Raw genomic sequence first — 25,528 nt, 5'->3', positions numbered from 1 at the left:
TCATAATTCAGCGAACAAAGAGGGCAAAATGCTAGAGGGATGGCTATGGCTGCTGGCGGCATTTGCGGTCTTTGTCGCAGGCCTTTCAAAGGGCGGATTTGGGTCTGGCATTGGGTTTGTTTCGTCAGCGATTCTCGCTGTCGTTCTCGAGCCGACCCACGCCTTGGCCCTTATGCTGCCCCTTCTGATCATCATGGATTTCTCAGCCCTCAAACCCTATTGGAAGCAATGGGATGGCCCCTCAACCCGGGTGCTTATGATTGGGTCTGTCTTTGGCTGTATCGCTGGGATCTTACTGTTCAAAATCATCTCAGCTGATGCGCTGCGCCTCATGATTGGGGCGATTGCATTGCTCTTTCCCCTGTTTCAATTGGCGCGCGCGCGGGGGTGGATTTCCCCGCGCGCGCGCGATTTCTCAAGTCGGGATGGCATCATCGCGGGTATCGCAGGAGGCTTCACAAGCTTTATTTCCCACGCAGGCGGGCCTGCGGTAGCAGTGTTTATGCTGTCGCAACGTAATGTGGGAAAGACATTATACCAAGCGACCACGGTTATTGTGTTTTGGGCAATCAACCTGATGAAATTGGCAAGCTACGCCTATCTTGGCCTCTTCTCATGGGACTTGATGGGCGATGTGGCGCTGCTTGCCCCTGTTGCCATTTTCGGCACATGGGTGGGTGTTAAGGCCCATCACGCCATCCCAGAACGGCTATTTTTTGGCATCACCTATGTCGCATTGGTGCTGACGGGCGTGAAGTTAATTTACGATGGGCTATTCTGACCAGCAAGGCGTGCGCAATAAAATTTCTTATAGATGCGTCAAAACGTAACTTGCGGTCGCACGCCCATCCTGCTTTTTATGCTGCAACGCAGAATCAATCAGCCCAAAGGGGGCCATATGTCCGATCCATCCGCACGCAGCGCCCGCCCTTATCGCTCCGTTCTCTATATTCCTGCCTCTAAGGAACGTGCCTTGGAAAAGGCGCAGACGCTTCAAACTGATGCGATTATCTTTGATCTTGAGGATGCGGTCGCCCCTGATGAGAAAATAGCAGCGCGTGACATTCTTAAAAATCGCCTGCAACAGGGCGGCTATGGCAAGCGCGCACAAATCGTGCGGATCAACGGCAGCGACACAGTCTGGGGCAAGGACGATCTGGTGGCTCTTGCCGCGATTGGCCCTGAAGCGATCTTACTGCCAAAAGTGAACACCGCCGCGGATATTGAGGCGGTTGCGGCCCTACTCGACACAATACCCGCAGCGCGGGATACCCAGATTTGGGCGATGATGGAAACGCCACTGGGCATCTTGAATGCCGCCGCAATTGCCGCAGCCCCGCGCATGGCGGGTTTTATCATGGGCACGAATGATTTGGCCAAGGATCTAGGATCGCGCACCAGAGGCGCGATGCATTTCGCGCTGCAATCCTGCCTCATGGCCGCACGCGCCCATGGGATTGTTTGTATTGATGGGGTTTATAACGCCTTCAAGGATGAAGATGGTCTTCATGCCGAATGCCTTGAGGGGCGCGATTGGGGCATGGATGGAAAAACCTTGATCCATCCCGCGCAGCTTGAGATTGCAAATAAGGTCTTTTCTCCGTCTGAGCCTGAAATTGACCTCGCCCGCCGACAGATAGACGCCTATGATGCCGCCATCGCGCGTGGCGAGGCAGTCGCGGTTGTAGATGGTAAGATCGTTGAAAACCTCCATATCGAGACAGCCCGTGCCATGCTTGCAAAAGCAGAAGCAATTGCAGAATTGGAGCAAATTTAATGGGCTATCTCCTTCTCATCCTTGGGCTTGTCCTGTTCGCGGGCGGGCATTGGGTCAAACGGCTTGCACCTGATTTTCGTGCCAACATGGGGGATCCTAAAGGTCGGCTGATCCTGACCTTTGCGATGCTTGCAGGTGTTGTGCTGATGATCATCGGCTATCGTGCAGCACCCGTTGTGCAGATTTGGTCACCCCCAGCCTTCTTTGCCCATATCAACAATCTTTTGGTGCTAATCGCGTTTTGGCTGTTCGCGCTTTCGCACATGTCGGGCACCCTCTCGGCCCGCATCCGCCACAAACAACTGTCTGCGATTAAGGCTTGGGCTATTGCCCATCTCTTGGTGAATGGCGATTTGGCCTCAATCTATTTGTTTGGGGGAATGTTGGCTTGGGCCGTGGCCTCAGTCATCATCATCAACCGCCAAGGTCGCGATTGGGTGCGTCCCGCCAATCCAAGTATCGTCAAGGACATCTTGGCCCTTGTCATCGGGATCATCGTGATGGGAATTGTGGGCTATATCCACACATTACTGGGGTATTTCCCCTATGGCTGAGGCAAACGTAATTTATAGACTTCTTACCGAAGAGGACACGTCGGCCTTCTGCCACAAAGTGTCAGATGCGCTAGCGAAGGGATGGGTGCTCTATGGCAGCCCATCTTACGCCTTTGATCCAAGCACCAACAAAATGCGCTGCGCGCAGGCAGTGACGAAGACAATCGCAGATGCCTATCACCCCGATATGAAACTCGGGCAGCAATAAACACGCAAAGGAATGGCGGCATGAAAACCAATTCTGGCAATTTTTTCGAGGATTATCGCCTCGGCCAAGTGATTGAACATGCCGTTCCGCGCACAGTTTCGGGTGGAGAGCGGGCACTCTATCACGCGCTCTATCCTGCACGCCACGCGTTGCATTCCTCTGACGCTTTTGCCCAATGCTGCGGGCTGGCTCAAAGTCCATTGGATGACCTGATCACCTTCCACATCGTCTTTGGCAAAACTGTGCCCGATATTTCGCTCAATGCCGTTGCTAATTTGGGCTATGCTGAGGGGCGGTTTTTGCAGCCCGTTTACGCAGGTGACAGCCTGACCTCAAAAAGTCAGGTCATTGGCCTCAAGGAAAATTCCAACGGCAAATCTGGCGTGGTCTATGTGCGCACACAAGGCAGCAATCAAAATGGCGATGTGGTGCTTGATTATGTGCGTTGGGTCATGGTGCGCAAAAACAATCTTGATGCCGCCGCACCAGAAACCGTGATCCCAGATTTGGCGAAGGTCATTGCACCAGACGATTTGGCTATTCACCAAGGCCTTACTTTCGCCAATTACCCGACCACTCTGGCAGGAGAGCCACATCTTTGGGGGGATTATGAAATTGGCGAGGTGATCGACCATGTGCACGGCGTCACCATCGAGGAGGCCGAACATATGATGGCCACCCGCCTTTGGCAGAATACGGCCAAAGTGCATTTTGACGCGACCTTCCGCGATGACGGCCAGCGATTGATCTATGGGGGACATGTCATCTCCATGGCGCGGGCTTTGTCCTTTAATGGCTTGGCCAATGCGCAGATGATTGCAGGCATAAACGCGGGCGCCCATGCCAACCCATGCTTTGCAGGCACGACAATCCGCGCATGGTCTGAAGTGTTGGACAAAGCTGAGACTGCATCGCCAGATATCGGCGCGCTGCGCCTTCGATTGGTTGCCACCAGCGCGGCAGGCACCGCAGGACAGCTGCGCGATGAGGCAGGCAAATATCTGCCCCATGTGTTGCTTGATCTGGATTACTGGACACTCATGCCACGCTGAGATTCCACAGAAATTTAGTGATCACAGGATTTCTCAATGTGATCACAAAGGGCCAACTGCGGCAATAAATCACCTAATTCTGCCCTTAATTCACCTGTTAGCGTTCACTCCCCCCGTGACAGGGGCGAAAATTCGGGTATGGATGGTCGTTGAACAGACGACCAGACCAAGACAACCTGAGAGGGTTCCCAGAATGGCAGACGTAAATCGGGGCAGTCGCCCTTTGTCGCCGCATTTGCAGATTTATCGCAAACAGCTCAATTCCGCGACATCAATCCTAAACCGCATCACAGGTATCGCGATGCTTGGCTCGGCTTTGCTTATCGTTTGGTGGCTATTTGCCGCAGCGACGGGGAAGGCCTATTTCGATCTCGTAGACGGGCTGATGACATCGCTGCTTGGAGATGTTGTGATGACGCTTTCCGTATTGGGGCTGTGGTATCACACGCTTGGCGGGCTGCGTCACCTGATCTGGGACACTGGCCGCGGGCTAGAGCTTGAGGCAGCAGATCGCATGGGATGGGCCATGATTGTGGGCGCGGTGGCGCTTACCATTCTAACCCTCATCTTTGTCTAAGGCAGGAAAGGCATAGGTTATGAAATTCGCAACAGACCGCAAACGCGTGATCGGCCTTGGATCTGCCCGCTCAGGCACAGAACATTTTTGGACAATGACCCTCACCTCGGTGGCGCTCATGGTTCTGACCCCGCTTTTCGTGTTCACCTTCGGGCCACTTTTGGGCCAGCCTTTTGACGCGGTGATCGCAGCCCTCGGTCATCCGCTGCGCGCGCTGATTATCGCGCTGATGTTGATCGTGGGCCTGCACCATTTCCGCCTCGGCATCCAAGTGGTGGTTGAGGATTACACCGGCGGTTTGACCCGCAAAGGCCTTCTCATCGCCTTTTCGATCATCTCCTACGGGCTGATGGCGATCGGGCTTTTCGCGATTGCAAAACTCGCGTTCTGAACAGACAAACAGGAGCAGACGGAACATGACCGCTTCCTACGAAATTCATCACCACAGCTATGACGTTGTCGTTGTTGGCGCGGGCGGATCGGGCCTGCGTGCGACCTTGGGCATGGCAGAACAGGGTCTTAAGACCGCCTGTGTGACCAAGGTTTTCCCAACCCGTTCTCACACTGTTGCGGCACAAGGGGGCATCGCAGCCTCACTTGGCAATATGGGGCCTGATAGTTGGCAGTGGCATATGTATGACACAGTCAAAGGGTCGGACTGGCTTGGCGATACGGATGCGATGGAATACCTCGCCCGTGAAGCGCCCAAGGCGGTTTATGAGTTGGAACATTACGGCGTTCCATTCTCACGCACCGAAGAAGGCAAGATTTATCAACGCCCCTTTGGCGGCCATACCACTGAATTTGGCGAAGGCCCGCCCGTGCAGCGCACCTGCGCCGCCGCAGACCGCACAGGTCACGCGATTTTGCACACACTCTACGGCCAGTCGTTGAAGAATAACGCGAATTTCTACATCGAATATTTCGCGACTGATCTGATCATGTCCGAAGACGGCCAGTGCCAAGGCGTTCTGGCTTGGAAATTGGACGATGGCACGCTGCACTCGTTCAATGCCAAGATGGTCGTTTTGGCCACAGGTGGCTATGGCCGCGCCTATTTCAGTGCAACCTCAGCGCATACCTGCACAGGCGATGGCGGCGGCATGGTCGCGCGTCAGGGTCTGCCCCTACAGGATATGGAATTCGTGCAATTCCACCCCACAGGGATTTACGGCGCAGGCTGCCTGATCACGGAAGGCGCGCGCGGCGAAGGCGGCTATCTGACCAACTCCGAGGGTGAGCGCTTCATGGAGCGCTATGCCCCAACCTATAAGGATCTTGCGTCACGCGATGTGGTTTCACGCTGTATGACAATGGAAATCCGCGAAGGCCGTGGCGTTGGTAAGGAAAAGGATCATATCTTCCTGCACCTCAACCACCTGCCGCCCGAAACCTTGGCAGAACGTTTGCCCGGCATCTCGGAAAGCGCACGGATTTTTGCAGGCGTGGACGTAACACGCGAACCAATCCCCGTGCTGCCGACTGTGCATTACAATATGGGCGGCATCCCCACCAATTACTGGGGCGAGGTCTTGAACCCCACCAAGGACAATCCCGATGCGGTGGTTCCTGGCCTGATGGCCGTGGGTGAGGCAGGCTGCGCCTCGGTGCATGGTGCCAACCGCCTTGGATCAAACTCGCTGATCGATCTTGTAGTCTTTGGCCGTGCTGCCGCAATCCGCGCAGGCAAGGTTGTCGATCCTAACACCCCTAACCCTGCGTTGAACCAAGCCAGCCTTGATGCAGCTTTGGCTCGCTTTGATGGGTTGCGCCATGCGAAGGGCACGGTCGCCACAGCCGACTTGCGCCTTGAGATGCAGAAAACCATGCAGGCCGATGCGGCTGTTTTCCGCACCGATAAGACCCTTTCGGAAGGGTGCGCAAAAATGGAGGCGGTTGCCGCCAAGATGGATGACCTATCAGTCACCGATCGCAGCCTCGTGTGGAACTCAGACCTGATGGAAACATTGGAACTGACCAACCTGATGCCAAACGCCTTGGCCACCATCGTCTCGGCTGAGGCGCGGAAAGAGAGCCGTGGTGCACATGCGCATGAGGATTATCCCGACCGCAATGACAAAACATGGCGCAAGCACAGCCTTGCGGTGGTTGAGGATCAAAAAGTGGTGCTCGATTATCGCCCCGTTCATCTTGACCCGCTGACCACGCATGAAGAAGGCGGGATTGACCTCAAGAAAATTGCCCCGAAAGCGCGGGTTTACTAAGGGAGAATGCGGTGGGACTGCAGGCCATGATACGCACTAGGCCCCTCCTTGCTGTGGCGCTGATGGCCGCCTGCACGCCCCCCGCACCGCCCACATTGGCGCAGGCAGAAGCACAATGCCGCCAACGCGCAGACGCGGCGACACGACCGCAAACCCAGATTGCGGTCGGTGTTGGCACTGGCGGCACATCTGCGGGTATGCAAATCGGCCTTTCCTCAGACTACCTCGCAGGGCGAGACCCCGGAGATGTCTACACCACCTGCGTTATCAGATTGACGGGCCAAGCGCCCGAAACACCCCTCTACCCCGAAACGGGCAGCCAGTGAGACGGAGACGACCATGGTAGAACTCGCACTTCCAAAGAATTCGCAGATCACAACGGGCAAAACTTGGCCCAAGCCCGAGGGCGCTACAAACCTGCGCAAATTCCAGATTTACCGCTGGAATCCCGATGACGGGCAAAACCCCCGTGTCGACACCTATTGGGTGGATATGGACAACTGCGGGCCGATGGTTTTGGACGCGCTGATCAAGATCAAAAACGAGATCGACCCAACGCTCACCTTCCGCCGTTCGTGCCGCGAGGGAATTTGCGGGTCTTGCGCGATGAATATTGACGGGATCAACACACTGGCCTGTATCTATGGCATGGATGAGATCAAGGGCGATGTGAAAATCTATCCGCTGCCCCATATGCCCGTGGTCAAGGATTTGATACCCGACCTGACCCATTTCTACGCGCAGCACGCCTCGATCATGCCTTGGCTTGAGACGAAAACGCAGCGCCCTGAAAAGGAATGGCGCCAATCCATCGAAGACCGCAAAAAACTGGATGGGCTTTATGAATGTGTGATGTGCGCTTCCTGCTCCACCTCCTGCCCTAGCTATTGGTGGAACGGCGATCGCTACCTTGGACCAGCCGCGCTTCTGCACGCCTATCGGTGGATCATCGACAGCCGTGACGAGGCCACGGGCGAGCGTTTGGACGAGCTGGAAGATCCGTTCAAACTCTATCGCTGCCACACGATAATGAACTGCACCAAAACGTGCCCCAAAGGCCTAAATCCCGCCAAGGCTATCGCCAATATCAAAAAGATGATGGTGGAACGGCAGTTATGAGGTGAAAGAAAAAGGGGCCCAAGGGCCTTTTAGTTTTCAGCACTATGTTGACAGACAATAAATTTGTGGCCGCTCATAGGTATCCGAAATCACATAAATCAAATCCGCGTAGCTCAACATCGCATAAAAAGCGCCTTCTTGCTCAAATACCACTTCTCCACTTGAGACGGAGAATTGCACTGTGAAATTACAACTGCCCAAGTAATGCAGGAGGGAGCACTATGACAGACCATATAACGGCCCCAAACGATGCCGAGGCGCGCCGCACGGTGGCGCCTGTGATCTGCTATCCTACCGACAGCCTGCCCGCGCCGGACCCCGTCCGTATGGCGCGCGCGCGCAAGCATTGGCGCAAAACGGCCGAGGTGCTGATCCCCCTGCGCGAAGCGGCCTGTTTCGAGGTGAAGGCAGGGCAATCCTTCCGCATCTCCCTGCCGCAAGGGGCACAGGTGGGGGATCTCAATCTATGGAATGCGCATGACCTGTCCGAGCGGTTCTTTTCGGGCAAAACCCGCGCCATCCATGGTAGCCATGTCAGCACGGGCCACACGCTTTATTCCAACCTTCCGCATCTGCGCGCCATGGCCCTGATCCTTGAGGACAGTTTGGCGTGGTATGGGCGCGATGATTTTGGCGGCGCGGTGCATGATGTGATCGGCACGCGCTGCGACCCCTATACGCATAACCTGCTGTCTGGCGGGCAGTATCACCACTGCTGTCATTCCAACCTGACCCGCGCGCTGGCCTCACATCGCGGCCTATCTTTGACCGCGGCCGAGATGGCGGTGCATGACGTGCTCAACGTGTTTATGTGCACAGGGTTCACCCGTGATACGGGCCAATATTTCATGAAGGCCACGCCCGCGCGCGCAGGGGATCATCTCGATTTCCTTGCCGAGATGGATCTTTTGGGTGCGCTCTCTGCCTGTCCGGGTGGGGATTGCGGGGCGGAGCATTCCTCTGACAGCGCCACCTGCCACCCGATGTTGGTGGAGGTGTTTGACAGCGAGTTGACCGCTGATTTTACCCCCCGCCCCGCCAATGGTTACGACCGCAGCCATGGTTTGTGAGGCGGGCTGCAAAAAACTTCTTGCTATTTGATCGCAGGTGATGCACACGCCCGCGCACAGACGCCAACGCACGCGCCTCTGGCGAGGTGGGCTAGCACCCACGCGGTTAATGTAGCGACGGTAACGTCTCCCTTGGAACGTCTGGTCGAGTTTCGGCCCATGTCTATTGGAGATGCCTATGAATGCTACATTTGCCGAGCCTTCGGTTTGCGCAGCTATTTCTCAACCCGTTGATCCCGATGCCCGTCTGTTGGACTATATCCGCAGCACAAGCTTTGATCGCCCAACCCTTGTTCTGGATCTTGAGCGGATCGAAGCACAGTATCACGCACTCAAAGCGGGCTTGGGCCATGCGGATATTCATTACGCGGTCAAAGCCAATCCTGCGCCTGAAATCTTGGCCCGTCTTGTAGGTCTTGGCGCGCATTTTGACGCGGCCTCTCGCGCCGAGATTGAGGCCTGCTTGGCCCATGGCGCGCGGCCTGCGCATATCTCATATGGCAACACGATTAAGCGCCCTGCCGATATTGCCTATGCCCATGCGCAAGGAATCACACTCTTTGCCGCCGATGCGGTGGAAGAGTTGGACAAAATTGCGGCCCATGCCCCAAATGCCCAGGTCTATATCCGCGTGATTGTCGAAGCCTCGGGTGCAGATTGGCCGCTGACACGCAAATTTGGCACAAGCCGCGAGACTGTATTGGGTCTGATCGAGCACGCCCACGCGGTTGGTTTGACCCCGCGCGGCCTGTCCTTCCATGTGGGCAGCCAGACCCGTGATCCGATGATGTGGGCTGATACACTTGATCAGATTGCCGCCGTTTGGCACGCCGCGCAAGCCGCAGGGCATGGTTTGGACTTGCTCAATATCGGGGGCGGTTTCCCCGCCTTTTACGGCGATGACATCCCACACCCCACCGCATATGCCCGCGCCGTTATGGATCAGGTTCACGCCCGCTTTGGGGATGTGGCGCAGATCATGGCTGAACCTGGCCGCGGTCTGGTCGGTGAGGCGGGCATGATCGCCGCAGAGGTGCTGCTTGTCTCGCGCAAATCAAGCGATGACCTATGCCGTTGGGTTTATCTTGATATTGGCAAATTCTCAGGCCTCGCCGAGACAATGGATGAGGCGATCCGCTATCAATTCATCACAGAGCGCGACCACGAAGTCACGGGCCCCTGCATTCTTGCAGGCCCATCTTGTGACAGCGCGGATGTTCTCTATGAAAAGCGGCCGGTGCAATTGCCGCTTGGGCTGAAGGGCGGAGATAAAATAATTATCCGCGCCTGCGGGGCCTACACATCAACCTATGCATCCGTAGGATTTAATGGCTTTCCACCTTTAGATGTGGTTGCCATTTAAAAGAAAAAGCCGCCCCTTTTGGGCGGCTTTATTCATTTTAGATCGCTAGATCATCCAAAGATTTTCCAGAGTTCAACGCGTCCACAACCCAAAGGGGTTTGCGGCCACGGCCCGTCCATGTTTGGTCAGGACTGCTTGGGTTACGATAGCGTGGCGCAACTTTCGCACCCGCTTTACGACCGCCCAACACCTCTTCAAGGCTAAACCCAAATTCTTGCGCCGCTTTTTGGGCTGCAATCAGGGCTTCTTTCTTTTTCCGTTTATCAAAATCTTTAATTGCCGCTGCGACATCTTTTTGAAGTGCGACAAGCTCATCTTTCGACATTTTTGAAAGATCAATAGACATAATGCCTCCAAAACGTTTGGAATTTCAAACTGGCAGAAGGATTAAGCCTGTAATTATATATTGGCAACAGGAATATATTTAATGCGCGCGCTAAAATTATTAAAAATATAGCACGTTATCATTTACTCAGCCGCAACGGAACGGGGTTCAACCAAGGCCACGATATCAAACATAATACGATTTAATTCGAAATCCTTGGGTGTATAAACCCGTGCAACACCCATAGACAAAAGGCGCTTTTCATCCGCCTCTGGGATAATCCCGCCGACAACCAAAGGCAAATGCCCCAATCCTGCTGCCTTCAAATGCCCCATCAATTGCTCGATCAGAGGCACGTGGCTGCCTGATAGGATCGACAGGCCAATAACATGGGGTTCTTCCGCAAGGGCCGCTTGAACGATTTCCTCGGGCGTCAGGCGGATACCCTCATAGCTGATATCCATTCCACAATCGCGCGCGCGGAAGGCGATTTGTTCCGCCCCGTTGGAATGCCCATCAAGTCCGGGCTTGCCCACCATAAACTTAAGACGGCGGCCTAGTTTATCGCTGACCGCATCCACGGCGGCACGGATAACCTCCAGACCTTCGGTTTTGTTCGACACAGATTTCGAAACACCCGTTGGGCCACGGTATTGACCATGCACGGCGCGCATGACCTCGGCCCATTCGCCAGTCGTCGCGCCTGCTTTTGCGGCGTCAATCGAGGCGGGCATGACATTGCGCCCTGCAGTTGCATCATCGCGCAATCGCGCCAAAGCTGCCTCGACAGCGGCGCCATCACGTGCGGCGCGCCACGCAGTAAGGCGCCCGATTTGGTCGGCCTCAACGGCAGGATCAACAACCATGATCCCGCCCTCTTCATCGACCAAAGGCGAAGGTTCTGATTGCGTAAAGCGGTTGACGCCGACAACAGTGGTGTCGCCCCGCTCAATCCCCCCCACACGGTCAGCATTCGCTTCGACCAAACGCGCTTTCATGTAATCAATCGCCATGATCGCGCCGCCCATCGAGTCGAGATTGGCCAATTCGGCCCGCGCACCTGATTTCAATTCCTCAACCTTGGCATCCACCACAGGGTTGCCGTCAAAAAGGTCGCCATATTCCAACAAATCGGTTTCATAGGCCATGATCTGCTGCATCCGCATCGACCATTGCTGATCCCATGGGCGCGGCAGGCCCAAGGCCTCATTCCATGCAGGCAATTGCACCGCCCGCGCGCGGGCGCGTTTCGACAATGTCACGGCGAGCATCTCAATCAGGATGCGATAGACATTATTTTCAGGCTGCTGCTCAGTCAGGCCGAGAGAATTCACTTGAACCCCATATCGGAAGCGGCGGAATTTAGGGTCTTCCACGCCATAGCGCTGTTCTAAAATTTCATCCCAAAGATCAACAAAAGCGCGCATCTTGCACATCTCGGTCACAAAACGGATGCCCGCATTCACAAAAAAGGAGATGCGACCACAAAGTGCAGGGAAATCTTCTGCTGCCACGCGGGGCTTTAGCGCATCAAGAACCGCAATCCCTGTCGCAAGGGCGAATGCCAGTTCTTGCTCGGGTGTCGCACCCGCCTCTTGCAGGTGATACGAGCAGACATTCATCGGATTCCATTTTGGCACATGCGTATAACAATACTCAGCCACATCTGCGATCATCCGCAGAGACGGCGCAGGGGGGCAAATATATGTCCCGCGCGACAGGTATTCTTTGATGAGATCGTTTTGCACTGTGCCTTGAAGGGCCGCCACCTCGGCACCCTGCTCCTCAGCCACCGCGATATAGAGCGCCAAAAGCCAAGGCGCTGTCGCGTTAATGGTCATTGAGGTGTTCATCTGCTCCAGTGGGATATTCTCAAACAGGGTGCGCATATCGCCCAAATGGCTGACGGGCACGCCGACCTTACCCACCTCACCGCGCGCAAGCGCATGGTCGCTGTCATATCCCGTTTGGGTAGGCAAATCGAAGGCAACGGATAGGCCCGTCTGGCCTTTGGCCAGATTGCTCCGATACAGCGCGTTCGAGGCTTTGGCCGTAGAATGACCCGCATAGGTGCGGATCAACCAAGGCTTATCTTTCTGCATCTCGGCCATCAGCGCCCTCCAGATTCGTCTTTAGCAATATCCTTACTTAAATAGAGGTATATGGAAAACTTTATGTCTCTGTCAATTCGCTGCAATGCAGAATAAAGGCGCGCATTCATCGGTCCAAAATAATTTATAATAAAATTAATATATTAAAGAATATCTGCCTATGATCTTGGCAAGCTGATGCGACTAAAAAGGCGAGACGCAACACCATGTGAGACATTTTATTTCTCAAAATTTGTATTTTTATTTGAATTGTTGCGCAGCCCTTGATATTCAATGCTGCAATAGCACATCAGCGATTCCGCATCGCAGCACCACACGTCCCTTGGGGCGCAATTTACGGAGGCCCCAATGGCTTTGGACAACAATCAGACGCCCCTCTACTACGAGGCGCCCGAAAAAGACCTCTATGATATGGGCGAGATGCCTCCGATGGGATATGTGCCGCCAAAAATGCACGCATGGGCCATCCGGAAAGAGCGCCACGGCACGCCCGACAAAGCATTTCAGCTTGAGGTCGTAGAAACACCCAGCATCGACAGCCAAGAAGTTTTGGTTTTGGTTATGGCTGCGGGTGTAAACTATAACGGCGTTTGGGCGGGCTTGGGTCAACCGATTAGCCCCTTCGATGGGCATGGCGCCCCCTATCACATCGCAGGCTCTGATGCCGCAGGCATTGTTTGGGCCGTTGGCGACAAAGTGAAATCTTGGAAAGTAGGGGACGAGGTCGTCATCCACTGCAACCAAGATGACGGGGATGACGAAGAATGTAATGGCGGTGATCCAATGTTCTCGCCGACACAGCGCATTTGGGGCTATGAAACCCCCGATGGGTCATTCGCCCAGTTTACTCGTGTGCAGGCTCAGCAGTTAATGCCACGCCCCAAGCATCTGACTTGGGAAGAATCCGCGTGCTACACTCTGACCCTTGCCACGGCCTATCGTATGCTGTTTGGCCATCACCCGCATGAGTTAAAACCTGGCCAGAATGTTCTGGTCTGGGGGGCATCAGGTGGGCTTGGTGTCTATGCCATTCAGTTGATCAACACCGCAGGCGCGAACGCGATTGGCGTCATCTCAGATGAAAGTAAGCGCGACTACGTCCTCAGCCTTGGCGCAAAAGGTGTGATCAATCGCAAGGAATTTGACTGCTGGGGTCAAATGCCCAAGGTGAACACCCCAGAATATAACGCGTGGCTAAAAGAGGCCCGCCGCTTTGGCAAAGCAATTTGGGACATCACTGGCAAAGGCGTGAATGTCGATATGGTGTTTGAGCACCCAGGTGAATCGACCTTCGCCGTCTCAACTCTCGTGTGCAAAAAGGGCGGGATGGTTGTTATCTGTGCGGGCACGACAGGGTTCAACTGCACCTTTGATGTGCGCTATATGTGGATGCATCAAAAGCGCTTGCAGGGCAGCCACTTTGCCCATCTTAAGCAAGCTGCAGCTGCAAATCGCCTAATGTGCGAGCGCCGTCTTGATCCGTGTATGTCCGAGGTCATGCCATGGGCCGAATTGCCCGATGCGCATAGCAAAATGCTAAATAACCAACACAAGCCCGGCAATATGTCCGTGTTGGTTCAAGCCCCCCGCACAGGCCTGCGCACCTTGGAAGATGTGCTTGAGGCGGGCCCCAATAAAGCATAGCCACTCTTTTAGACAACCCAATCCAAAGGCGCGCAGTTTTGCGCGCCTTTTTTATCGCGCGGATGCGGCTGCTTTTCGGATAGACGCGATATTGTCGCCGTAAACCTCAGGGCGATCAACCGAGCCGCCCTTGAAAACGGCCGAGCCTGCAACCAACACATCCGCGCCCGCGGCAGCCACCAGTGGTGCGGTTACGGGATCAACGCCCCCATCGATCTCAATATGGATAGGACGATCCCCGATCATCGCGCGCAGACGCGAGATTTTGTCCGTCAGATCAATAAATTTCTGTCCGCCAAAGCCTGGGTTGACCGTCATAACGCAAACCAAATCACACAAATCCAAAAGATGCGCGACACTGTCGGCGGGTGTTCCAGGGTTCAACGCCACCCCAGCTTTCATGCCTGCACCACGAATGGCCTGCAGCGTGCGGTGAATATGCGGGCCCGCCTCAATATGCGCGGTCAAAATATCTGCCCCTGCATCCGCATAGGCATCAATATAGGGGTCAACAGGCGCGATCATCAGATGCACATCCATGACCGTTTTCACATGAGGCCGAAAGGCCTTCACCGCAGGCGGGCCAAAGGTGAGGTTCGGCACGAAATGCCCATCCATGACATCAATATGCACCCAATCCGCCCCTTGCGCCTCAATGGCGCGGATCTCTGCACCAAAATTGGCAAAATCTGCAGAGAGAATAGACGGGGCGATTTTTATCGAGCGATCAAAGGACATCAGGCAGGGCTTTCAAAAGTTTGGGCTAAAGCGTTGTCTCTCCCTTAACGCTCAATTCTACCCCTGTCACCACCTTGCCAAGCATGGCCGCGCGTGTAAGCGTAAGAGCTGACTGTATGAGTGACGCCAAAACATGACCCAAACCACCAAAACTTTTGCCGCAACGGGCCACCAGACGGGCCATGCGCAGCTGCCGCAATTGCACCTCCCCCGCAACGAGGGAATGGCGCTAGACCTTGATTGGGTTGCGCGCGCGACAGCAAATCGATCTGCAATTGAACGGCGCGCAGCCACAATTGGCACAAGGCGCAGCGTGAAAAAAGCATATCAAACAGCATGGCTTGCCCGCGCCGTAACGATGATCGATCTGACCACATTGTCAGGCGATGACACCAAGGCGCGGGTGGCGCGGCTTTGTGAAAAGGCCAAGCAGCCCGTGCGCGCAGATGTGCTAGAGCGTCTGGGACTGCCGCAGATCACAGTGGGGGCGGTCTGCGTCTATCACGACATGGTCGAGCCCGCGCTCAAGGCGCTTGAGGGCAGCGGCATCCCTGTGGCAGCGGTATCCACAGGTTTTCCTGCGGGCCTCTCACCCTTTCATCTGCGGGTGGCGGAGATCAAGGAAAGCGTAGCCGCGGGCGCGCAGGAAATCGATATTGTGATTTCACGCCGCCACGTCCTCGAGGGGAATTGGCAGGCTCTTTATGGCGAGATGCGAGAGTTTCGCACCGCTTGCGGCACGGCTCATGTCAAAGCGATCCTAGCCACGGGTGAGCTTGGTACATTGCGCAATGTCGCGCGCGCAAGCCTCGTTTGCATGATGGCGGGCGCAGATTTCATCAAGACCTCAACAGGTAAGGAAGCGGTCAATGCCACCCTTCCCGTCAGCCTGACCATGATCCGCGCAATCCGCGCTTATGAGGCGCGCACAGGGTTTAAGGTCGGCTACAAACCCGCAGGTGGCATTTCCAAAGCGAAGGACGCGCTGACCTATCTGGCGCTGATGAAAGAAGAATTGGGACAAGCTTGGATGTCTGCGCAGCTTTTCCGCTTTGGCGCGTCATCTCTCCTTGGTGATATTGAACGCCAACTCGAACACCAAGCCACGGGTGCTTATTCCGCCCGTTACAATCACCCGATGGCCTGAGGCAGATCATGAATATAACCGAAATTTTCGAAACCATGGACTATGGCACCGCGCCCGAAGCCGATACTGAGGCGCGCGCATGGATTGCGGGGCATCATGGCCAGTTTGGACATTTCATCAATGGCAGCTTCACTAAGGGCCAAGATCATTTCGAAACCCGCAACCCTGCCCGTGGCGAGGTTCTGGCGCATATCGCGCAAGCAACTGAAACCGAGATAGACACGGCCATTAGCGCGGCACGAAAAGCCTTTGGGCCATGGTCACGGCTCAGCGATCATGCGCGTGCGCGCTACCTTTATGCTTTGGCGCGGGCTTTGCAAAAACACAGTCGCCTATTTGCAGTTCTCGAAACTCTCGACAATGGCAAGCCAATCCGCGAGGCACGCGATGTCGACATCCCGCTTGCTCAGCGGCATTTCTACTATCATGCAGGCCTCGCCCAATTGCGCGGAACTGTGGCCGAAGACCATCAACCGCTTGGCGTTTGTGGGCAAATCATTCCATGGAACTTTCCGCTTTTGATGCTCGCTTGGAAAATTGCCCCTGCCTTGGCCGCGGGCAATACGGTTGTGTTAAAGCCTGCGGAATTCACCCCGTTGACCGCCCTTTTGTTCGCAGAAATCTGTCAGGAGGTTGGCCTGCCCAAAGGTGTTGTGAATATCATAACAGGGGATGGCACGGCGGGCGCCTATTTGGCCGCGCATGCAGGTATCGACAAATTAGCCTTCACAGGCTCAACCGAAGTTGGGCGCAAAATTTATCAAGCCCGCGCAGGATCAGGCACGAAACTCAGCCTCGAATTGGGCGGAAAATCGCCTTTCATCATCTTTGATGATGCTGATCTCGACAGCGCTGTTGAGGGCTTGGTTGATGCGATTTGGTTCAATCAAGGGCAGGTCTGTTGCGCGGGGTCACGCCTGTTAGTGCAGGACAGCGTGGCCGATGAGGTCTATGCCAAAATTCGCGCGCGGATGGCGAAACTGCGCGTGGGTGATCCGCTGGATAAATCCATCGACATTGGCGCGATGGTAGATGACAGCCAAGCCGCCCGCGTGCGCGACATGGTGGCGGGTGTTGATGCGTTCAGCCCTGAATGTGTCTTGCCTGAGACAGGCTGCTTTTTGCCGCCCATGCTGATCACCGATCTTGGCACCGCCCACCCCCTGATGCAGGAAGAAATTTTTGGCCCCGTTCTTGTGGCCGCGCGGTTTCGCACCCCTGAGGAGGCTGTGAGGCTTGCCAATAACACGCGTTACGGCCTTGCCGCGTCAATCTGGAGCGAGAATATCAGCCTTGCGCTTGATATTGCCCCGAAATTGGCAGCGGGTGTTGTCTGGGTCAATGGCACCAATATGTTTGACGCTGCCGCGCCCTTTGGCGGGGTGCGTCAATCAGGGGTTGGTCGTGAAGGTGGGGTTGAGGGGCTGCGCGCCTATATGAAGGCACCGCTTCCCCTGACCAAAATTGAAAAGCCAGTGCGCCACCCCGCCCCTGCAACGCCCAAGCAGGCGAATGCACCCGCGATAGACCGCACCGCCAAACTCTACATCGGCGGCAAACAAGCGCGCCCTGATGGCGGCCATGTCATTCCAATTTGGTCAAAATCGGGCGACATGCTTGGCCAATTGGGCCGCGGCAACCGCAAGGATATACGCAACGCCGTTGAGGCTGCGGAAGCCGCGTCAGGATGGGGCACGATGCCCGCCCATAGTCGCGCGCAAATCCTGTATTACCTCGCCGAAAATTTAGCGGCACGCGGACAGGAATTTGCTGAACGTCTCTGTGATCTCACAGGACAATCCAAAGCCACCGCCAAAGCGGAGGTTGAAACAAGCCTAAGCCGCCTGTTCAGCTATGCCGCATGGGCCGACAAATTCGCAGGCGAAGCGCGGGCCGTGCCTTTGCGCGGCTTGGCGATGGCGCTACGCGAGGCGGTCGGGGTGGTCGGCATTATCGCCCCGCAAAACGCCCCGCTCTTGGGCGCAATTTCGCTTCTTGCGCCTGCGGTCGCGATGGGGAACCGCGTGGTTCTCCTGCCCAGTTTGGAAGGTGGTCTTGCGATGACCGATTTCTATCAAGTGCTCGACACATCGGATGTGCCCGCAGGCGTGATCAATATTGTGACGGGCGACCCATCCGAGATGGCCGCAGATTTAGCAGCGCATATGGCCGTTGATGCAATCTGGAATTTCAATGCAAATATAGAGGCACATCTCATTGACACGAAGGCCTCTCTCAACCTCAAGCGCAGTTGGGGTCTGGCAGGCTTTAAGGGCAAAGGCCTCGATTGGCGCAATCCCGCTTGTGAGGGCGTGGTATTTTTGGAAGAAGCAACTGAAGTCAAAACCGTTTGGGTTCCATACGGGGCCTGAGGATCAAGCCATTTCATGACCAGCCCACGCTACACCAAGCTTATTGATAGCCTGCCTGCAAAAGTGCCGTTTGTCGGCCCCGAGGCGCAAGAACGCGCGCAGGGCTTTGACTTTGTCGCAAGGCTTGGCGCCAATGAAAGTGTTTTTGGCCCTTCACCACAGGCCATCGCCGCAATGCAGGCCGCAGCGCGCGATGTGTGGATGTATGGCGACCCAGAACTCCATAATTTGCGTCATGCCCTTGCAGCGCACCATGGGGTCGCGCCTGAAAACATCGTAGTAGGCGAAGGGATAGACGGGTTACTTGGATATTTGGTGCGGCTGTTGGTGGCCGAGGGGGATCCTGTCGTCACCTCGCTTGGGGCTTACCCCACTTTTCTTTACCACGTCGCGGGGTTCGGCGGGCAGGTTACAGCTGTGCCCTACAAAGAAGATCACGAAGACCCTGAAGCACTGCTTGCGGCGGCGCAGGCGAGCGGTGCAAAGCTGCTTTATCTTGCAAATCCCGACAATCCTATGGGCACATGGCACAAGGCCGAGGCAATCGAACGGCTTGTCGCCGCGCTGCCCCCTGAGACGGTGCTGATCTTGGACGAGGCTTATGCCGATACTGCGCCGCAAGAGGCAATTCCTGCGATGGATGTCAGCCATCCCCGCGTGATCCGAATGCGCACCTTCTCCAAGGCCTATGGTCTTGCCGGGCTTCGCGTGGGGTATGCCATCAGCCATCACGAGCTGATCCGTGCCTTTGACAAAATCCGCAACCATTTTGGGATGGGGCGTATCGCACAAGCGGGCGCTTTGGCGGCCCTGAAGGATCAAGATTATCTCAACCTGACCGTTCAGAAAATCACCCAAGCCCGCGCCGAGATTGCCCGTATCGTGCAAGAGAATGGTTTAACGCCGCTGCCTTCGGCCACGAATTTCGTGGCGGTGGATTGCAGGCGCGATGGCGCCTATGCAGCGGCGCTTCTTAAAGAGTTGACCAAGCGCGGCGTATTTCTCCGCATGCCCGCGATTGCCCCGCTCAATCGCACAATCCGCATCTCATGCGGGGATGCCGCGATGTTGGCACATCTCGAGGCAAAATTGCCAAAGGCGCTTGCCGCCCTTGGCTAGATCAGCCTGCTTCGCCAATGACCTCAATCGCGGCCTCTAACCCAGTTGGGTTATGCGGGATCTGCATCGCCTTCATGCCCGCTTGCAAACTGCCCAAAAGGCCCAAAACCATATGCGCATTCACATGCCCCATATGGCCGATACGGAAGAAATCAACCGCGCGCGCAGGGTCAGGGCGCAACCCCTGCAACGGGATGCCAAGTGTCACGCCCGCCGTGGCCGTCATCCAATCCCGCATCTTTGCACCATTCCCCGTGCCCATATCCACCGTGGTCACGGCATGCGAGCGTTTCGCAGGATCAGCAATATTGGCCGCAACAGGGCCATTCGCACCCCAACGATCTAAGGCCGCCCATACGGCACGGGCCAAAGTCGCATGGCGCGCCCAAACGGCCTCCAACCCTTCTTCATGCAAGATCATGTCCAAAGCCACACGCAACCCATAGAGGTGATGGGTCGGCGCAGTGCCGTTGAAATATTTGTAAAATTCGGTCGGATTCACACGGGGCCGCCAATCCCAATAGGGCGTCACACAATTAGCCCGTCCCCGCGCTTGATCCGCTTTTTCCGAGAAATAAACAAACCCAATCCCGGGCGGGGTCATCAAACCCTTTTGGCTGCCTGTGACCATCACATCCACACCCCATGCGTCAAATTCAAACGCATCACAGGCGAGGCAGGCGATGTTGTCAGAGAACAACAACGCGGGGTGCCCCGCTGCATCCAAGGTCTGCCGCAGGGCTAAAATATCATTGCGCACACTGCTAGAGGTATCCACCTGCACCGCGAGAACGGCCTTGATCTCATGGGCCTTATCTGCCGCCAAGGCCTCAGCCACGCGGGCCATGTCGATATCGGATTGAGGGCCAAAATCAATGATCTCGCAGTCAATACCCAGACCCGCCGCAAACTCGCCCCATCCAAGGCAGAAGCGCCCCGTGCCAAGCACCAAAATCTTGTCGCCCCGCGACAGCGTGTTGCACAGCGCCGCCTCCCAGACACCATGACCATTGGCAATATAAATCGCCACATTGGCCTTTTGCGCACGGCCTACCGCCTTGAGATCAGGGATCAGCCCATGCACCATTTCGACCAACTCGCCCGTGTAAATATTTGGCGCGGGACGATGCATGGCCCGCAACACGCGATCAGGCATGACCGAAGGGCCAGGAATGGCAAGATAGTGACGACCGTTGGCAAGGCTCATGGAAGTGTCCCTTTGTTGAAATCAGCAAAAAGCAAGGCACAGGCTTTTGCGTCTTTGCGTAATTTCAATTACTCTAGCGGCCTTGGCAAGAGCGCAAGAATGATTAGCTCTCTGGTCAAGATAAGGGAAACAGCGCCATGACCAAAGAGCAGCCACAAAATCGTAAAATCATTGAGGTATCAGGGTCTGACCGCGAGAAATTCTTGCAAGGCTTGACTACCAATGCCCTCCCTCGAGATGCCGAGGGGCTGCGCTACAGCGCAATCCTGAGCCCGCAAGGTAAGTACCTGGCTGATTTTTTCATGCTGACCCGCGGCAATTGCGTTTTGCTTGACGTGGACGGTGATTTGGCCACACCGCTGATGCAGCGTTTGTCGATGTATAAGCTGCGCGCAGATGTGGCGCTGACCCTCTCGGATATGACAGTGGCCGTGGGGCATGGCACCCTGCCACAAGGGGCATATGCTGATCCACGTGACCCTGCCCTTGGTTGGCGCGCCTATGGCCAGTCTGGCTTGCCCAACTTATGGGATGCGGCAGGATGGAAAAACACGCGCATTGCCCATTTGATCCCTGAACATGGGCGAGAACTGATCCCCAATGACAGCTATATCCTAGAACTTGGATTTGAGCGACTAAATGGCGTGGATTTCAAAAAAGGGTGCTATGTCGGCCAAGAGGTGACAGCGCGGATGAAACACAAGACCGAGTTGCGCAAAGGGCTGGCGCGGGTCACGGTCAGCGGCACAGCTGCGGAAGGCGACCTCATCACCGCGAACGGCCGCGAGGTCGGGCAGCTTCATAGCATTTCTGGGGATCAAGCACTGGCGTACTTACGTTTTGACCGCGCCCAACCTGTTATGCAGGCGGGCGCAGCCGAGGTGCATTTCGCGGAGTAATCACCCGTCGATTTTATCCTGCGTGCGGTTCAGGAAATCATCGGCAGAATGACGCTCGTGCAATTGCCCTTCAAGCGGGCCATAGGTGCGGTTGACCATCGCACCGCGCTGCACAGCAGGGCGGGCATAGAACCGCTCGGCCCAAGCGACCACATTTTTATAGTCATGCACAGATAGAAACTCACCCGCGTCATAGGCCTCACCGCGCACAAGGCGACCATACCATGGGGCAATGGCAATATCGGCAATGGTTATCTCATTCCCCACCATCCAATCGCGCCCTGCAAGATGACGATCAAGCACATCCAATTGGCGCTTCACCTCCATCGCGAAACGATTGATCGGGTATTCTTGCGCAAATGGGGCATAGGCATAGAAATGCCCAAAACCGCCGCCCAAATAGGGCGCGCTTCCCATTTGCCACATGAGCCACGACAAGAGTTCTGGCCGATCCTCTGGGCGGCCCAAGAAGGCGCCAAATTTTTCGGCCAAATGCATCAAAATCGCGCCCGATTCAAAAACGCGCACAGGGGTTTGGCCAGAATAATCCATCAGCGCGGGAATTTTCGAATTGGGGTTCACATCAGTAAAGCCGGAACCGAACTGATCGCCATCCCCGATACGGATCAGCCAAGCGTCATACTCCGCCGCATGACCCGCGGCGAGCAATTCCTCGAACATCACCGTGACCTTTACCCCGTTGGGGGTGGCTAATGAATAAAGCTGAAACGGATGATCGCCCCGTGGCAAATCCTTGTCATGGGTAGGCCCTGCAATTGGGCGGTTCAAACCCGCCCATTTGCCGCCATTTTCCTTGTCCCAAACCCAAACCTTTGGCGGTGTATATGGCGCATTTTCCGACATGATCCGTCCCTCATTTCTTGAACATAAAAAGGAACCTAACCCTTTCAGGTCAGGTTCCAAGTCACGAGATTACGATTTTCAGGTCAACGCGCTGTTGCAGCGCCCGCAAACATGGGCATGGCTGTGGCTGCCCACATCAGGCAGGATCTTCCAACAGCGCACACATTTTTCGCCATCCGCTTTGGCAAAGACCACACCAACCCCCTCAATTTCGGGCAAGGTGAAGGCATCCGCGGGCATCGCTTCATCGCTCAGCGTGACCGCAGAGGTGATGACCAAATCCTCGAACTGCACAGATTGCAGCGCTGCGCGCATTGCGGCATCTGCCACGTAGATCACAGGCGCGGCTTCTAGGGAGGCCCCAATCACCTTGTCACGGCGCTGCACCTCAAGCGCGGCTGTCACCACGCGGCGCGCACGGCGGATCATCGCCCATTTCGCGGCCAAGTCTGGATCATGCCACGCCGCAGGGGTGTTGGGGAAATCCACCAGATGCACTGAGGCCTCAGGGTCTTTGTTCCGCTCAAGCCAGACCTCCTCCATGGTGAAGGTCAAAATTGGCGCAAGCCAAGTGGTCAGGCGTTGGAATAGGTGATCCAAAACTGTGCGCGCCGCACGGCGTTGCGCAGTATCACCATCACAATAAAGCGCGTCTTTGCGGATATCGAAGTAAAAGGCCGACAAATCAGTGGTCGCAAAATTGAACAGCGCTTGGAACACGCCTTGGAAATCATATTTCGCATAGCCTTCGCGCACGATCCGATCCAACTCTGACAAACGATGCAGGATGAACCGCTCCAACTCGGGCATATCGGCGGCTTCTGTGCGGTCGGTTTCCGTTAAATCACCCAAGGAGCCAAGCATAAACCTCATCGTATTGCGCAAACGGCGATAGCTGTCGGCCACGTTCTTCAAGATCTCAGGCCCGATGCGCAAATCCACCGTGTAATCGGATTGCGCCACCCAAAGCCGCAGAATATCGGCGCCATATTGGTCAATCACCGCCTGCGGCGCGACCGTATTGCCCAAGGATTTGGACATTTTCATGCCCTTCTCATCCAGCGTGAAGCCATGGGTCAGAACACCGCGATAGGGCGCGCGACCGATTGTGCCGCAAGCCTGCAACATCGAGGAATGGAACCACCCGCGATGCTGGTCTGTGCCTTCGAGATAGAGATCGGCAATCCCGTCCTCTGAGCCATCCTCACGATCCCGTAAGACAAAGGCATGGGTCGAGCCAGAGTCAAACCAAACATCCAAGATATCAAAGACCTGCTCATAGGCATCTGGGTCATATTCATTGCCCAAGAAGCGGGCTTTGGCCCCCTCCTTATACCATGCATCTGCGCCCTCAGCCTCAAAGGCCTCAAGGATGCGGGCATTCACCGCGTCATCGCGCAGTAAGAAATCGGGGTCACTTGGCTGTGCATCTTTTTTGACAAAACAGCTGAGCGGCACACCCCATGCACGTTGCCGCGACAACACCCAATCGGGCCGCGCCTCGATCATCGAATGCAGACGATTGCGCCCGGTCTGCGGTGTCCATGTCACCAATTCATCAATCGAGCGCAGCGCGCGTTCGCGGATGGTCTTGCCATAGTTGTCATCCCCGCCAATCTCGCGGTCGATGGCTGCAAACCATTGCGGACGGTTCAGGCGGATCACAGGCGCTTTTGAACGCCAGCTATGCGCGTCCGAGATGGTGATGCGGCGGCGGGCCAGCAGGCCGCCAACCTCAACCAGCTTGTCGATCACGGCCTTATTGGCCTTACCCGCCTTGCCGTTTTCTTCGATGACGCGAAGCCCTGCAAAGAAAGGTAGATCAGCGCGGAAACTGCTGTCATCCAGAATATTATAGGTCATTTCAAGCCCATGCTTGAGGCCGATTTGATAGTCATCATCCCCGTGACTTGGCGCGGTATGCACGAAACCCGTGCCCGCATCATCGGTGACATGGTCGCCTGCAAAAAGTTTGACCTCAAAATCCCATTCGCCATTCGCGCCCTCAGCCCCATTCAGCGCGTGATGGGTGACAAGCGTGGCCAATTCATCGGCGCTGACGTCACGCAGGCGCGTGTAGTGGCCCGCCTCAAGACGCATCGCGCCAAGCGCATCCTCGGCCAGTTTATCAGCTATAAGATAGCGATCACCAACCTTGGCCCAACATTCGTCAGGGGTCGCGGTGACCTCGTAAAGCCCGTAGGAAATCGAAGGGCCAAAACAAATCGCGCGGTTTTGCGGAATCGTCCAAGGGGTGGTTGTCCAGATCACGACAAAAGCACCACCAAGCGCGCCAGAATTCTGCACCTTGAACGGCACCCAAATCGCATCGGTCTGGCGGTCGTGATATTCCACTTCCGCCTCGGCCAATGCGGTCTTTTCAACGGGCGACCACATCACGGGCTTCGAGCCTTGGTAAAGCGCGCCGTTCATCAGGAATTTCATAAACTCGCCCGCGATCACCGCCTCGGCGTGGAAATCCATGGTGAGGTATGGCTTGTCCCAATTCCCTGTTACGCCAAGGCGCTTGAACTCCGCGCGCTGCACATTAATCCACCCTTCGGCAAAGCGGCGGCATTCCTGACGAAAATCGACAACGTCAATTTTATCCTTATCTTGGCCTTTGGCGCGATAGGCCTCCTCAATCTTCCATTCGATGGGCAGGCCGTGACAATCCCAACCAGGAATGTAGCGCGCCTCATGGCCCATCATCTGTTGGCTGCGCACAACCATATCCTTCAGCACTTTGTTCAGTGCGTGACCGATATGCAGATTACCATTGGCATAGGGGGGCCCATCATGCAGCACGAATGGTGGGCGTGGCGCGCCTGCCTTAGCCGCCTCTGCCGCCTTGTCGCGCAGGCGTTGATAAACGCCAATTTTCTCCCAACGGGCCAGCCAATCAGGCTCGCGCTGTGGCAGGCCTGCGCGCATCGGGAAATCAGTTTGGGGAAGGTTCAACGTGTCTTTATAATCGGGAAGGTCGGCACACATGGGAAGGACGTCCTATTGGCTGAAACGGGTTATGGCAAGCCATGACCAATGAGAGGGGAAAGAGCGGCGCGATAGCTCAACACCTTAGTCCCGGCGGCCCTGCTGATCAGAGCGCCGGGCAGATAATTCGTAGGGAAATCTGCGTGTTCATCCGTCTCATGTT

23 protein-coding genes are annotated in these 25,528 nt (G+C 55.8%); 17 read left to right on the top strand and 6 right to left on the bottom strand.

Annotated elements, in window-relative coordinates; all coding sequences use genetic code 11:
• Positions 1-28: 28 nt before the first annotated feature.
• From AAC632_RS05580 to AAC632_RS05525, 12 genes are all read left to right on the top strand, one after another.
• The gene (locus AAC632_RS05580; protein ID WP_340297752.1) at positions 29-781 is read left to right on the top strand and encodes a sulfite exporter TauE/SafE family protein; all 753 of its coding nucleotides are present in this window, start codon (positions 29-31) and stop codon (positions 779-781) included.
• Between the two features lie 117 nt (positions 782-898).
• A complete protein-coding gene (locus tag AAC632_RS05575) occupies positions 899-1,777 on the top strand; it encodes an HpcH/HpaI aldolase/citrate lyase family protein (RefSeq protein ID WP_340297753.1) in 879 nt (292 codons plus the stop codon).
• Positions 1,777-2,331 carry an NnrU family protein gene (locus AAC632_RS05570; RefSeq protein ID WP_340297754.1) on the top strand — a complete coding sequence of 185 codons (555 nt, stop codon included), beginning with the start codon at positions 1,777-1,779 and terminating at the stop codon, positions 2,329-2,331. Before AAC632_RS05575 ends, AAC632_RS05570 begins: the two co-directional genes overlap by 1 nt.
• Positions 2,324-2,539 carry a DUF1737 domain-containing protein gene (locus AAC632_RS05565; protein ID WP_340244732.1) on the top strand — a complete coding sequence of 72 codons (216 nt, stop codon included), beginning with the start codon at positions 2,324-2,326 and terminating at the stop codon, positions 2,537-2,539. The genes AAC632_RS05570 and AAC632_RS05565 overlap by 8 nt, the downstream gene beginning before the upstream one ends.
• A gap of 20 nt (positions 2,540-2,559) precedes the next feature.
• The gene (locus tag AAC632_RS05560; RefSeq protein ID WP_340297755.1) at positions 2,560-3,591 is read left to right on the top strand and encodes a MaoC family dehydratase; all 1,032 of its coding nucleotides are present in this window, start codon (positions 2,560-2,562) and stop codon (positions 3,589-3,591) included.
• A 193-nt stretch (positions 3,592-3,784) separates the two neighbouring features.
• On the top strand, positions 3,785-4,168 hold the full coding sequence (sdhC, locus tag AAC632_RS05555) for a succinate dehydrogenase, cytochrome b556 subunit (RefSeq protein ID WP_340252615.1): 384 nt from the start codon (positions 3,785-3,787) through the stop codon (positions 4,166-4,168).
• A 19-nt stretch (positions 4,169-4,187) separates the two neighbouring features.
• Complete coding sequence (gene sdhD, locus AAC632_RS05550) at positions 4,188-4,559, top strand: succinate dehydrogenase, hydrophobic membrane anchor protein (protein ID WP_340252617.1); 372 nt, start codon at positions 4,188-4,190, stop codon at positions 4,557-4,559.
• A 25-nt stretch (positions 4,560-4,584) separates the two neighbouring features.
• Positions 4,585-6,393 carry a succinate dehydrogenase flavoprotein subunit gene (sdhA, locus tag AAC632_RS05545; RefSeq protein ID WP_340297756.1) on the top strand — a complete coding sequence of 603 codons (1,809 nt, stop codon included), beginning with the start codon at positions 4,585-4,587 and terminating at the stop codon, positions 6,391-6,393.
• 26 nt (positions 6,394-6,419) lie between these two features.
• Positions 6,420-6,719 carry a hypothetical protein gene (locus AAC632_RS05540; RefSeq protein ID WP_340252621.1) on the top strand — a complete coding sequence of 100 codons (300 nt, stop codon included), beginning with the start codon at positions 6,420-6,422 and terminating at the stop codon, positions 6,717-6,719.
• 13 nt (positions 6,720-6,732) lie between these two features.
• Positions 6,733-7,512: a succinate dehydrogenase iron-sulfur subunit gene (locus AAC632_RS05535; protein ID WP_340252623.1), complete on the top strand. Its 780-nt coding sequence runs from the start codon at positions 6,733-6,735 to the stop codon at positions 7,510-7,512.
• Positions 7,513-7,733: 221 nt separating this feature from the next.
• A complete protein-coding gene (locus AAC632_RS05530; protein WP_340297757.1) occupies positions 7,734-8,582 on the top strand; it encodes an urea carboxylase-associated family protein in 849 nt (282 codons plus the stop codon).
• 178 nt (positions 8,583-8,760) lie between these two features.
• On the top strand, positions 8,761-9,945 hold the full coding sequence (locus tag AAC632_RS05525) for a type III PLP-dependent enzyme (protein WP_340297759.1): 1,185 nt from the start codon (positions 8,761-8,763) through the stop codon (positions 9,943-9,945).
• Positions 9,946-9,982: 37 nt separating this feature from the next.
• On the opposite strand, the gene AAC632_RS05520 is transcribed toward AAC632_RS05525, so the two are convergent.
• Both AAC632_RS05520 and AAC632_RS05515 read right to left on the bottom strand, forming a co-directional pair.
• The gene (locus tag AAC632_RS05520; protein WP_340297760.1) at positions 9,983-10,291 is read right to left on the bottom strand and encodes an H-NS histone family protein; all 309 of its coding nucleotides are present in this window, start codon (positions 10,289-10,291) and stop codon (positions 9,983-9,985) included.
• Positions 10,292-10,413: 122 nt separating this feature from the next.
• Positions 10,414-12,381 (bottom strand): protein meaA, encoded by a 1,968-nt coding sequence (locus tag AAC632_RS05515; RefSeq protein ID WP_340297761.1) that lies wholly within the window; start codon positions 12,379-12,381, stop codon positions 10,414-10,416.
• Between the two features lie 348 nt (positions 12,382-12,729).
• On the opposite strand from AAC632_RS05515, the gene ccrA reads away from it, so the two are divergent.
• Positions 12,730-14,025 carry a crotonyl-CoA carboxylase/reductase gene (gene ccrA / locus AAC632_RS05510; protein WP_340297762.1) on the top strand — a complete coding sequence of 432 codons (1,296 nt, stop codon included), beginning with the start codon at positions 12,730-12,732 and terminating at the stop codon, positions 14,023-14,025.
• 51 nt (positions 14,026-14,076) lie between these two features.
• Here ccrA and rpe read toward each other — a convergent pair whose 3' ends face one another.
• Positions 14,077-14,763: a ribulose-phosphate 3-epimerase gene (gene rpe / locus AAC632_RS05505; RefSeq protein ID WP_340297763.1), complete on the bottom strand. Its 687-nt coding sequence runs from the start codon at positions 14,761-14,763 to the stop codon at positions 14,077-14,079.
• Positions 14,764-14,896: 133 nt separating this feature from the next.
• On the opposite strand from rpe, the gene deoC reads away from it, so the two are divergent.
• From deoC to AAC632_RS05490, 3 genes are read left to right on the top strand one after another with little or no spacing between them, the layout of a single operon-like run.
• Positions 14,897-15,910, top strand: a complete 1,014-nt coding sequence (gene deoC / locus AAC632_RS05500; protein WP_340297764.1) for a deoxyribose-phosphate aldolase — start codon at positions 14,897-14,899, stop codon at positions 15,908-15,910.
• An 8-nt stretch (positions 15,911-15,918) separates the two neighbouring features.
• On the top strand, positions 15,919-18,282 hold the full coding sequence (locus AAC632_RS05495) for an aldehyde dehydrogenase family protein (RefSeq protein WP_340297765.1): 2,364 nt from the start codon (positions 15,919-15,921) through the stop codon (positions 18,280-18,282).
• A 15-nt stretch (positions 18,283-18,297) separates the two neighbouring features.
• Positions 18,298-19,401: a pyridoxal phosphate-dependent aminotransferase gene (locus tag AAC632_RS05490; RefSeq protein WP_340297766.1), complete on the top strand. Its 1,104-nt coding sequence runs from the start codon at positions 18,298-18,300 to the stop codon at positions 19,399-19,401.
• Between the two features lies 1 nt (position 19,402).
• Here the strand turns inward: AAC632_RS05490 and AAC632_RS05485 are convergent, their stop codons facing one another.
• Entirely contained in the window at positions 19,403-20,608 is a 1,206-nt protein-coding gene (locus AAC632_RS05485; protein WP_340297767.1) for a pyridoxal-phosphate-dependent aminotransferase family protein, read from the bottom strand.
• A gap of 137 nt (positions 20,609-20,745) precedes the next feature.
• Here AAC632_RS05485 and ygfZ point away from each other — a divergent pair, with 137 nt between their 5' ends.
• Positions 20,746-21,507 carry a CAF17-like 4Fe-4S cluster assembly/insertion protein YgfZ gene (ygfZ, locus tag AAC632_RS05480; RefSeq protein ID WP_340297768.1) on the top strand — a complete coding sequence of 254 codons (762 nt, stop codon included), beginning with the start codon at positions 20,746-20,748 and terminating at the stop codon, positions 21,505-21,507.
• Here the strand turns inward: ygfZ and yghU are convergent, their stop codons facing one another.
• Positions 21,508-22,371 (bottom strand): glutathione-dependent disulfide-bond oxidoreductase, encoded by an 864-nt coding sequence (gene yghU, locus AAC632_RS05475; protein WP_340297769.1) that lies wholly within the window; start codon positions 22,369-22,371, stop codon positions 21,508-21,510.
• A gap of 78 nt (positions 22,372-22,449) precedes the next feature.
• Positions 22,450-25,365 carry an isoleucine--tRNA ligase gene (gene ileS, locus AAC632_RS05470; protein WP_340297770.1) on the bottom strand — a complete coding sequence of 972 codons (2,916 nt, stop codon included), beginning with the start codon at positions 25,363-25,365 and terminating at the stop codon, positions 22,450-22,452.
• Positions 25,366-25,528: the final 163 nt, after the last annotated feature.

Source organism: Roseobacter sp. HKCC-CH-9351 (assembly GCF_037830295.1).
Classification (GTDB): Bacteria; Pseudomonadota; Alphaproteobacteria; order Rhodobacterales; family Rhodobacteraceae; genus M30B80.
This window is presented reverse-complemented; position numbering and strand designations above follow the sequence as displayed.

Coding starts and splice junctions, on each gene's coding strand:
- AAC632_RS05580 (WP_340297752.1), top strand. CDS start 29: ATGCTAGAGGGATGGCTATGGCTGCTGGCGGCATTTGCGGTCTTTGTC.
- AAC632_RS05575 (WP_340297753.1), top strand. CDS start 899: ATGTCCGATCCATCCGCACGCAGCGCCCGCCCTTATCGCTCCGTTCTC.
- AAC632_RS05570 (WP_340297754.1), top strand. CDS start 1,777: ATGGGCTATCTCCTTCTCATCCTTGGGCTTGTCCTGTTCGCGGGCGGG.
- AAC632_RS05565 (WP_340244732.1), top strand. CDS start 2,324: ATGGCTGAGGCAAACGTAATTTATAGACTTCTTACCGAAGAGGACACG.
- AAC632_RS05560 (WP_340297755.1), top strand. CDS start 2,560: ATGAAAACCAATTCTGGCAATTTTTTCGAGGATTATCGCCTCGGCCAA.
- sdhC (WP_340252615.1), top strand. CDS start 3,785: ATGGCAGACGTAAATCGGGGCAGTCGCCCTTTGTCGCCGCATTTGCAG.
- sdhD (WP_340252617.1), top strand. CDS start 4,188: ATGAAATTCGCAACAGACCGCAAACGCGTGATCGGCCTTGGATCTGCC.
- sdhA (WP_340297756.1), top strand. CDS start 4,585: ATGACCGCTTCCTACGAAATTCATCACCACAGCTATGACGTTGTCGTT.
- AAC632_RS05540 (WP_340252621.1), top strand. CDS start 6,420: ATGATACGCACTAGGCCCCTCCTTGCTGTGGCGCTGATGGCCGCCTGC.
- AAC632_RS05535 (WP_340252623.1), top strand. CDS start 6,733: ATGGTAGAACTCGCACTTCCAAAGAATTCGCAGATCACAACGGGCAAA.
- AAC632_RS05530 (WP_340297757.1), top strand. CDS start 7,734: ATGACAGACCATATAACGGCCCCAAACGATGCCGAGGCGCGCCGCACG.
- AAC632_RS05525 (WP_340297759.1), top strand. CDS start 8,761: ATGAATGCTACATTTGCCGAGCCTTCGGTTTGCGCAGCTATTTCTCAA.
- AAC632_RS05520 (WP_340297760.1), bottom strand. CDS start 10,291: ATGTCTATTGATCTTTCAAAAATGTCGAAAGATGAGCTTGTCGCACTT.
- AAC632_RS05515 (WP_340297761.1), bottom strand. CDS start 12,381: ATGGCCGAGATGCAGAAAGATAAGCCTTGGTTGATCCGCACCTATGCG.
- ccrA (WP_340297762.1), top strand. CDS start 12,730: ATGGCTTTGGACAACAATCAGACGCCCCTCTACTACGAGGCGCCCGAA.
- rpe (WP_340297763.1), bottom strand. CDS start 14,763: ATGTCCTTTGATCGCTCGATAAAAATCGCCCCGTCTATTCTCTCTGCA.
- deoC (WP_340297764.1), top strand. CDS start 14,897: ATGACCCAAACCACCAAAACTTTTGCCGCAACGGGCCACCAGACGGGC.
- AAC632_RS05495 (WP_340297765.1), top strand. CDS start 15,919: ATGAATATAACCGAAATTTTCGAAACCATGGACTATGGCACCGCGCCC.
- AAC632_RS05490 (WP_340297766.1), top strand. CDS start 18,298: ATGACCAGCCCACGCTACACCAAGCTTATTGATAGCCTGCCTGCAAAA.
- AAC632_RS05485 (WP_340297767.1), bottom strand. CDS start 20,608: ATGAGCCTTGCCAACGGTCGTCACTATCTTGCCATTCCTGGCCCTTCG.
- ygfZ (WP_340297768.1), top strand. CDS start 20,746: ATGACCAAAGAGCAGCCACAAAATCGTAAAATCATTGAGGTATCAGGG.
- yghU (WP_340297769.1), bottom strand. CDS start 22,371: ATGTCGGAAAATGCGCCATATACACCGCCAAAGGTTTGGGTTTGGGAC.
- ileS (WP_340297770.1), bottom strand. CDS start 25,365: ATGTGTGCCGACCTTCCCGATTATAAAGACACGTTGAACCTTCCCCAA.